Source organism: Streptomyces endocoffeicus, from assembly GCF_016741935.1.
GTDB classification, from domain to species: Bacteria; Actinomycetota; Actinomycetes; order Streptomycetales; family Streptomycetaceae; genus Streptomyces; species Streptomyces endocoffeicus.
On sequence record NZ_JAERRG010000028.1, the window covers coordinates 115,098 to 123,790 of the forward strand.

The following is an 8,693-nucleotide window of genomic DNA, read 5'->3' on the forward strand; positions in this document are numbered from 1 at the left end:
ACCGCCGCCGGGGAAAATCCGGCGGCGGGACGCGCCGCCCCGGTGTTAGCGTGCCGATGCCGGCCGCGGGACTCCGGTGCGACTTCCGGAACCCGCCTGCTAAGCGACGATTCGCAGTTCGTGCCCCCATTCCCCGGCCGGCTCCCGCACCCCGTCGCCGGAGGCCCCCATGGAGACGCTGGCCAACATGGAGACGTCGGCCGACATGGAGACGCCGGCCGATCTGGTCGCGGCCGAGGACGTCCTGCTGTTCGTGAACGCGGCCATCACCTCGACGGGCCAGCGGGAGTTCCACTCCGACGCGGGCGAGCAGCGCATGTCGCTCGACTTCCTGCACTCCTACATGCTCGGGAACTACCGGGATCTGTACGCGGCGACCCTCGCGCTGAACATCAATGACCACAACGCGGCGCTGATCGTCCGGCGGCTGCTGGAGAGCGCCAGGGAGGCCACACCGGAACAGCGCCGGGCCGAGGGCCGGCTGATCGCCCGGCGGCTTGCCGCCCTTCCGCCGCCCCGGGTCTACCGGCTGTTCCGCGGGCTGCGCCGGGCCGGGGTCAACAACCGCCGCACCCGCGCCATCGTGCGGGACTGGCTGGCGGCCCGCCCCGACCCGGCGTTCGACGCGGTGAAGTACCGGGGTGCGGTCAAGTCGGCCGTCCGCCACGCACATCTGCGGCTCGACGGCGAGCTCGGCCCGTTCCTCTTCGAGCCGGTCGGCCGCCGGAGCGAGGGGTTCGGCTCGCCGGTGCTGGAGGCATGGCGCCGCGCGCACTACGAGCGGTCCGCGGTGTACGACCTCCCGTACACCGTCGCCGAGGGCTTCGCGGCCAAGCACGGCATCGACCGCGAGGTCTTCCTGGAGCGGATCGCCCCGCGGCTCACCCGGCTGGAGCGGCTGCGGCTGCAGGGCGCGGCCCGCGCGGCCGGGGCCGACTCCGTACGGGCGGATCTGGCCACCATGCCGCTGACCCGGCTGGCGACCTATGTGCTCTCGCTCCCGCTGGACGAACGGGCCGCGCGCCGCGCCGAGTTGACCGCCGCGCTGCGCGCCGCCGCACGGCGCGCGGCGGGCGCCCGGACCGGTACCTGGGGCCGGGTCGCGGCGGTCCTCGACGACAGCTTCTCGTCGTTCGGCTCCACGCGGAAGCGGCGCCGCCCGCTGGCGGTGGCGCTGGGCTGCCACTTTCTGCTGGAGGCGCTGGCGGAGGAGTTCATTCCGCTGTGGTTGTCGGGCGGTCGGGATCCGCTGCTGCGGTTTCCGTACGGCGCCACGCCGCTCGGCGAGCGGATCCTGGACGCGCTGGAGCACCGGCCGGACCGGCTGCTGATCGTCTCCGACGGCTGGGACAACGCACCGCCCGGACTGGCCGGAGAGGTGCTGCGCGTCTGGCGCACCCGCCTCGACCCAGGCCACCGTACCGGTGCGGTGCACCTCAACCCGGTCTACGACGCGGAGGGCTTCGACGTACGGCGGCTGGCGCCGGGCGTGCCCACGGCCGGGGTGCGGGACGCGGAGGACCTGCCGACGCTGGTGGAGTTCGCGCGGTTCGCGGAGGGGCGTACCGGCCTGGCCGAGTTGCGGGCGCGTCTCGACGCCCGGGTGCGGCACTTCCTGGACCGGCCGGGGCCGGACGAGCCGCTGCCGGAGGCACCATGACCACGTCGCTCGAGCTCACCGGGCTGACCGCCCTGCCCGCCCAGACCTGGGGCGCGATCCGGCTGGTGCCCCTCGTCCGGGACGAGCCGATCGCCGATCTGCGGCTGGACGGCCGGCTCTACGGCGACGACCTCGCCGCCGTCGCGCTCGACCGGCGCACGGCGTACTACGCCTATATTCCGCACGGTTTCGTCGCCACCTGGACGGCCGACGGGACCCCGGCCGCGGCGTACGGCACCCGGCTGCGGCAGGGGGACGAGCGGCGGGCCGATCCGCCGCCGTCCGTCCCGCTGCGCTTTCACCGCCGGATGGCGCGCCGTGTCGACCGGAACCGGCTGCGCTTCCTCCCCCTGCACCTCGCGCTGGAGGGCTATCTGGCCCTGCACTTCGGCGGCCCGGCGGTGGTGTGGGAGGAGTGGTCGCACCAGGCGGTCAGCAACGGTCTTTCGCCACGCGTCGAGCAGGCGTACACCGGCGCCGAGGTGGCGGGTCTCGGCGACGCGCTCCGGGTCTTCGAGATCCACCCGGGCCAGTGCGGGGTGCTGCTCTACGCCGCCGACGCGCTCGCCGCCGCCTTCGTCGTACCGCATCCGGACGACTACCGCGCCCTGCATCCATCGCTGCTGCACGATCTGTACGGGGAGCTGGTGTACCACTACGCGATGCTGTACGGGCCCGTGCCCGACTTCCGGGCGCGGATAGCGGACGGTGCGGTGTCCTCCCTGGCCGGGCTGCGCGCCGAGGCGGCCCGGCAGCGGGCGGAATGGGCGGACTTCCACACCACCGCGCTCGCGGGCGGGCTGCTGGACACCGCGTACGAGGTCCAGCGGGTGCGCCGGATGGGGCCGTTCGCCCTGTCCCGCTTCCTGCCGCCGTTCCACCGCCGCGCCGAGCAGCACATCGGCGAGACCATCACCCACGAGGACGGCCGCCTGGCCTATCTCAAGACCTTCCGCCTCTCCGAGGCCCAGACCCGGCGCGGCCATCTGCTCACTCTCCTCGCCGCCCACGACTGGCACTTCGGCGCGACCGCCGACGCCCTGGGGGTGAGCCGCGACCAGCTCGCCTCCCGTGTGGAGCACGCGGGGTTCGGCGCGCTGCTGCGCCAGGACATACGCGACCACTACCGCGCGGCGGCGCGCGGGACGGCGCCCTGACGAGCCGGCACCGCGCCGCGCGCGCTCAGTCAGTGATGTACCAGTCGTCCTTCATGTACTCCAGGGTGCTGGTCCCGATCTCGTCTTCGGAGAAGGTGACGGAGGCCTTGACCGCATCGGCCGGAATGTCGAACTTGTCGGGGCCTCGTACGACGACCTTCTGCGGATCGACCGTCGCGGTCTGCAGAGCCTTCTTCTGCGTGGGCGAGATCATCTGGAACGTGACGAGGAACGTGGATGTGCACGGACCGAACCCCTGGTCCTCCGCCTGCTTCGCCGCGGGCCCGGCCACCTCGCAGACCGTCTTGATGTCCTCCCGGCCCACGGCGTGCAGATACTCCTCGTACCGCCGGATCGCCCCGTCCTTCGTCCTGGGCGCGGCCTGGTCCGCGGGCTGTTCCGTGGGCTGGCCTGTGGGCTGATCCGTGGGCTGGTCCTCGGGCTGATCCTTGGGCGGATCCGTCGGCGGCTTGTCGGCGGGCCCGCAACTGTCGTCGGTGAAGATGCCCGACAGCAGACGCCCCGGGCGCGGGCCCATCGGCCCGTTGAATCCGCTCACATGCTGCTGCGACCCCCACCACCCGGCGTACCCCCACCAGGGCTCGTGGTTGACAGGGCGGGAGTGCTCCCAAGTGCGCCACTCGGCGCCGCCCTTCGAGGGCCGATCGAGCGTGCCGTTCACCCACTGGTTCTTGTCGGTCGGATAGGAGCCGTGTGAACCACGCGCCGAGTACACCGTCGGATGCCCGTCCTGCGGATCCAGTTCCGACCACTTCACGCCGCACGTGTCCTTGCCGTGCTTCGCGAACGTCACCGCCTCCGGCTTGCCGTCGCGCAGCTGGACCGCGACGCGCTCCCAGTCGCCCTCGTGCCGGTTGCCCGGGGTCAGGTTGTTGTAGGCGTAGAAGAACCAGTAGACGTACGCCGCGCGCTTCGGGTCGGTCTTGTTGTTGTGGTACTCCCAGTAGACCGGCGCGTCAGTGCCCTCACCCTTCCGCACCTCCTCCGGCGGGTCGAGATAGAAACCGCCGTCGGCCTCGGTCGAGGTGTGCCACTTGTCCCCGTGTCCGGGGCAGGACACCGGCTTGGACGAGGACTTCCCCGGCTGCACGTCCGCGTGCTTGTAGGGACTGTCCTTACTCCCCAACCGCCGCGGGTCGGGCGGATCGGCCACCGGTCCCTCGTCACGGCAGAAGCCGTCGTGGTCGAAGCGCAGCGCGGACCGCCCGATGAACCGCGTCGCGTCCATCGGCAACAGCGACTCCCCCTTGGCGAGCCGCACCAACGGCGCGAACCGGGCGGCATCGGCCGCGGACCCCTTCGAAGGCTCCGCCCCCGTCCACTCCTTCTCCTTCTCCGGCCCGCACGCCACCAGCGCCACCGAAAGCGACACCGCCACGCCCACCATCACCCGCGTCCGACCCAGCACCGGCTCCCCCTTCGTTCCCCCGCCACCAGCCGGCAGCATGTCAAGAGGACATTACGCGGAATCCGGCAGAACGGTTCCCCTCGCGGGGCGCGGCTCTCTGGACCGCCCGGGCCGCTGATCCCCTCCCGCTCACCGCACAGCGGTACATTCGTCGGATTCGGTCACCTCCCCCACCCCAGGGGCCCGACGAAGTCTTGGAGCAGCCGTGCGTGTTGTGGTCGCCGAGGATCTGTTCCTGTTGCGGGACGGGCTGGTGCGGATGCTGGAGGCGTACGACTTCGAAGTCGTGGCCGCCGTGGAGAGCGGGCCCGAGCTGAGCAAGGCGCTGGCCGAGCTGGAGCCGGATGTGGCGGTGGTGGATGTGCGGCTGCCGCCGTCGTTCAGCGACGAGGGGCTGCAGTGCGCGCTGGCGGCGCGGCGGGCGCGGCCGGGGCTGCCGGTGCTGGTGCTGTCGCAGCATGTGGAGCAGCTGTACGCGCGGGAGCTGCTCGCGGACGGCAGCGGCGGCATCGGCTATCTGCTCAAGGACCGGGTCTTCGACGCCGATCAGTTCATCGACGCGGTACGCCGGGTCGCCGCCGGGGGCACGGCGATGGATCCGCAGGTGATCTCGCAGTTGCTGGACCGGCGCGCCCAGGACCGGCCGCTGGGGCGGCTGACGCCGCGGGAGCTGGAGGTGATGGAGCTGATGGCGGAGGGGCGGTCGAACACGGCGATCGCGGCGCAGCTGTTCGTCACCGAGCGGGCGGTCGCCAAGCACACCTCCAACATCTTCGGCAAGCTCGGCCTGCCGCCGTCGGACGACAACAACCGGCGGGTGCTGGCGGTGCTGGCCTACCTCGACCGGGGCTGAGCCGCCGGAGCCGGTCGGCGATGAGGTCGGCCGGGTCCGGGGCCGGTCCTCCCGTACGCCCCATTGCTCCCACCCCACAACGCTGGTTAAGTGCCTTGTCCATATGACCCATTGGCCGTAGTCCGTTGGGGGGCGCATGAGCGACCTGAGCAGACGCACGCTGATCGGAACCGCCGGAGCACTGGGGGCCGGGGCCACGCTGGGGAGCCGGTTACCGGCGATGGCCGACGAACCGCACGACGCACAGGACGCACAGGACACCGCCGTGACCGCATTCGACACCGCTCCCGCACGCGCCGCGCTGCGGCGGCTGCTCCCGGCACACGCCGATCAGTTCCGGCTGGTGGCACTGGAGAAACGGGGCGCCGAGGAGCGGTTCGAGGTCGGCGGGTCCGCGGGGCGGCTGACGGTCTCCGGGACCAGCCCGGCGGTGCTGCTCACCGGGGTGCACTGGTATCTCAAGTACACCTGCCACGCCCAGATCACCTGGTCCGGCGATCAGCTGAACCTGCCGGGGAAGCTGCCCGCGCCCGCCAAGCGCGTCACCCGCTCGACCGCGCTCCCGCACCGCTTCGCGTTCAACGACACCCACGACGGCTACACCGCGCCGTTCGCCGACTGGGACCGCTGGGAGCACCTGATCGACATCGCGGCCCTGCACGGCTGCAACGAACTGCTGGTCACCGCCGGTCAGGAAGCCGTCTACCACCGGCTGCTCCAGGACTTCGGCTATACGGACGACGAGGCGCGGGCCTGGCTCCCCGCCCCCTCCCACCAGCCGTGGTGGCTGCTGCAGAACATGAGCGGCTACGGCGGCCCGGTGTCCACCGCGCTCCTGGCCAGGCGCACCGAGCTGGGGCGGCGGATCGCCGACCGGCTGCGGGAGCTGGGCATGCGGCCGGTGTTCCCCGGCTACTTCGGCACCGTCCCGGACGGCTTCGCGGACCGCAACCCGGGGGGCCGTACGGTCCCGCAGGGCGACTGGAACGGGCTCCGGCGGCCCGACTGGCTCGATCCGCGCACCGAGGTGTTCCGGAAGGTGGCCGCCGCCTTCTACCGCCATCAGGACGAACTGTTCGGCGAGGCCGAGCTGTTCAAGATGGATCTGCTGCACGAGGGCGGCGACCCCGGTGACGTTCCGGTGCCGGAGGCCGCCCGCGCCGTGGAGACCTCGCTCCGGACCGCCCGCCCCGGCGCCACCTGGGTGATCCTCGGCTGGCAGGAGAACCCCCGCCGCGATCTGCTGGACGCCGTCGACCACGACCGGATGCTCATCGTGGACGGTCTGTCGGACCTGGACACCGTCACCGATCGGGAGAAGGACTGGGGTGCGGTGCCGTACGCGTTCGGCACCATCCCCAACTTCGGCGGCCGCACCACGATCGGCGCCAAGACCCATATGTGGACCAAGCGGTTCACCGTATGGCGCGACAAACCGGGCAGCAAGCTGGTCGGCACGGCCTATATGCCGGAGGCGGTCGAGCGGGATCCGGCCGCGCTCGAGCTGTTCAGCGAGTTGGCGTGGCGGGATGAGGCGGTGGACCGGGCCGAGTGGTTCCGCTCCTACGCCGATGTGCGCTACGGCGGGACGGACACCAGGGCCCGGGAGGCGTTCGCCGCGCTGCGCGACACCGCGTACGAGATCAGCAGCAAGGACGGCCGCCCGCACGACTCGGTGTTCGCCGCCCGGCCCTCCCTGACCGCGCGCTCGGGCACCACCTACTCGACCCACACCCCCGCCTTCGACCCGGCCGGGTTCGACGTGGCCTTCGCGGCGCTGCTGGGCGTGCGCGCCGGGCTGCGCGACAGCGACGCCTACCGCCACGACCTCACCGACATCGCCCGGCAGGCGCTCGCCAACCGCTCCTGGCAGCTGATCCCGCAGCTCCAGGACGCCTACGACCGTAAGGACGGCACGGCCTTCCGGACGCTGTCCCGGCTGTGGCTCAAGCTGATGCGGCTCAGCGACGACATGACCGGCGCCCACCGGCGGTTCCTGCTGGGCCCATGGCTCGAAGACGCCAAGCGGATGGCCTCGGGCGAGGAGGAGTCGGCCCGGCTGGAGCGGGCCGCGCGCACCCTCATCACCACCTGGGCGGACCGCGCCACGGCCGACGGCGGCAATCTGGCCAACTACGCCAATCGCGACTGGAGCGGCCTCATCGCCGACTTCCACCTCCCCCAGTGGCAGTCCTATCTGGACGAGCTGGAGGACGCGCTGGCGGAGGGCCGGGCGCCGCGCACCTTCGACTGGTTCGCCGTCGAGGAGCCGTGGACGCGCGAACGCAAGAGCTACCCCGTGCGGCCGACGGCGGACGCCCACCGCACCGCCCAGCGGGTGTACGAGGCGTTGGCCAAGGCCCCGTACCAGGGCACGCTGACCGTCACCGCCGAGCCCGCCACCCTGCCGCCCGGCGGCTCCGCGTCCCTCACCGCCGCCCTCCGCAACGTCAACGGGCTGCGCCCCACCGGCCGCGTCGACTTCGACCTCACGGTGACCGGGCTCGACCCGTCCCCGGACGGGCCGACCCGGCTGCCGGGCGTCCCGGCGGGCGGCACCGGCGAGGTCCGCTGGCGGGCCACCGCGCCCGACGAGCCGCTGGAGCACCCGCTCAAGCCGCTGCCGTACGAACTGGGCGTGACGTACGGGCCGCGGGGCGAGGAGCGGGTGCGGGCCGTGCGCACCGGGACGCTGTGGATCGCCGGACCACTGGCGGAGGGTTTGCGGACGGTCACCAACAGCGGTGCGGCCTTCGGCCAGTTGGACGAGCGGTTCGCGATCGACGGCGCGGGCCAGGACCTGTGGAGGGGCACCGCCGAATTCGGCTCCGTCTACCGTGATGGCGTCCTTACGGTGGGCACGGCCATGACGGTGAAGGTGGACGCCCAGGCCGCCACCGGGCCTTGGGCGCGGGCGGGGATCATCGTCCGCAACGCCCTCGCCACGGCGGGCTCCCCCGGCTTTGTGAACCTCTCCGTCACCCCGGCCAACGGCGTCGTCCTGTCGTACGACTCGGGCGGCGACGGCACGCTGGACACCTACCAGCGGATCACCGGCGTCAAGGCGCCCGTACTGCTGCGGCTGACCCGCACCGCCACCACCTCCTACACCGGCGAGCTGTCCACCGACGACGGCGCGAGCTGGCGAAAGGTGGCCACGGTGACGGCCCCTGGCGGGGCGGCCGCCCAGGACGCCGGGATCTTCATGACCGCGGCGAACGGCGGCACGGGGGCCCGGGGGACGGCCGAGTTCAGCGGCTGGAAGACGAGTACGCCGTAGCGGGTTGGCGCCTGCGGGGGGCTTTCCCCTCCCCGCCCCTTCCCGTTACCAGGGGCTCCGCCCCCGGACCCCCGGTCCGGGGGCGGAGCCCCTGTCCGGGGGTCCGGGGGCGAGCCCCAGTCCGGAGTCTGGGACCGAGCCCCGGTCCGGAGCCTGGGAGCGAAGCCCCCGTCCGAGGGCTGAGGGCGGAGCCCCGGCGCGGGGGTTGGGGGCGGAGCCCCGGCCCGGAGTCTGAAGGCGAAGCCCCCGTCCGAGGGCTGGGGGCGGAGCCCCAGTCCGGAGTCTGGGACCGAGCCCCGGTCCGGAGCCTGGGA

General features: G+C 72.7%; 5 protein-coding genes. 4 read left to right on the forward strand and 1 reads right to left on the reverse strand.

Going from position 1 to position 8,693, the window contains the following annotated elements; translation table 11 throughout:
- The first annotated feature begins 205 nt into the window (after nucleotides 1-205).
- Nucleotides 206-1,660 carry a hypothetical protein gene (locus JK364_RS43460; protein WP_201856977.1) on the forward strand — a complete coding sequence of 485 codons (1,455 nt, stop codon included), beginning with the start codon at nucleotides 206-208 and terminating at the stop codon, nucleotides 1,658-1,660.
- A complete protein-coding gene (locus JK364_RS43465; RefSeq protein WP_201856966.1) occupies nucleotides 1,657-2,817 on the forward strand; it encodes an ARPP-2 domain-containing protein in 1,161 nt (386 codons plus the stop codon). Before JK364_RS43460 ends, JK364_RS43465 begins: the two co-directional genes overlap by 4 nt.
- Nucleotides 2,818-2,842: 25 nt before the next feature.
- On the opposite strand, the gene JK364_RS43470 is transcribed toward JK364_RS43465, so the two are convergent.
- A complete protein-coding gene (locus tag JK364_RS43470; RefSeq protein ID WP_201856967.1) occupies nucleotides 2,843-4,246 on the reverse strand; it encodes a PT domain-containing protein in 1,404 nt (467 codons plus the stop codon).
- Nucleotides 4,247-4,451: 205 nt separating this feature from the next.
- On the opposite strand from JK364_RS43470, the gene JK364_RS43475 reads away from it, so the two are divergent.
- Entirely contained in the window at nucleotides 4,452-5,099 is a 648-nt protein-coding gene (locus tag JK364_RS43475) for a LuxR C-terminal-related transcriptional regulator (protein ID WP_086880440.1), read from the forward strand.
- A 136-nt stretch (nucleotides 5,100-5,235) separates the two neighbouring features.
- Nucleotides 5,236-8,379 (forward strand): alpha-N-acetylglucosaminidase, encoded by a 3,144-nt coding sequence (locus tag JK364_RS43480; RefSeq protein WP_201856968.1) that lies wholly within the window; start codon nucleotides 5,236-5,238, stop codon nucleotides 8,377-8,379.
- Nucleotides 8,380-8,693: the final 314 nt, after the last annotated feature.

Excerpts from the sequence above, each read along its gene's own strand:
- JK364_RS43460 (WP_201856977.1), top strand. The coding sequence starts at position 206 with ATGGAGACGCCGGCCGATCTGGTCGCGGCCGAGGACGTCCTGCTGTTC.
- JK364_RS43465 (WP_201856966.1), top strand. The coding sequence starts at position 1,657 with ATGACCACGTCGCTCGAGCTCACCGGGCTGACCGCCCTGCCCGCCCAG.
- JK364_RS43480 (WP_201856968.1), top strand. The coding sequence starts at position 5,236 with ATGAGCGACCTGAGCAGACGCACGCTGATCGGAACCGCCGGAGCACTG.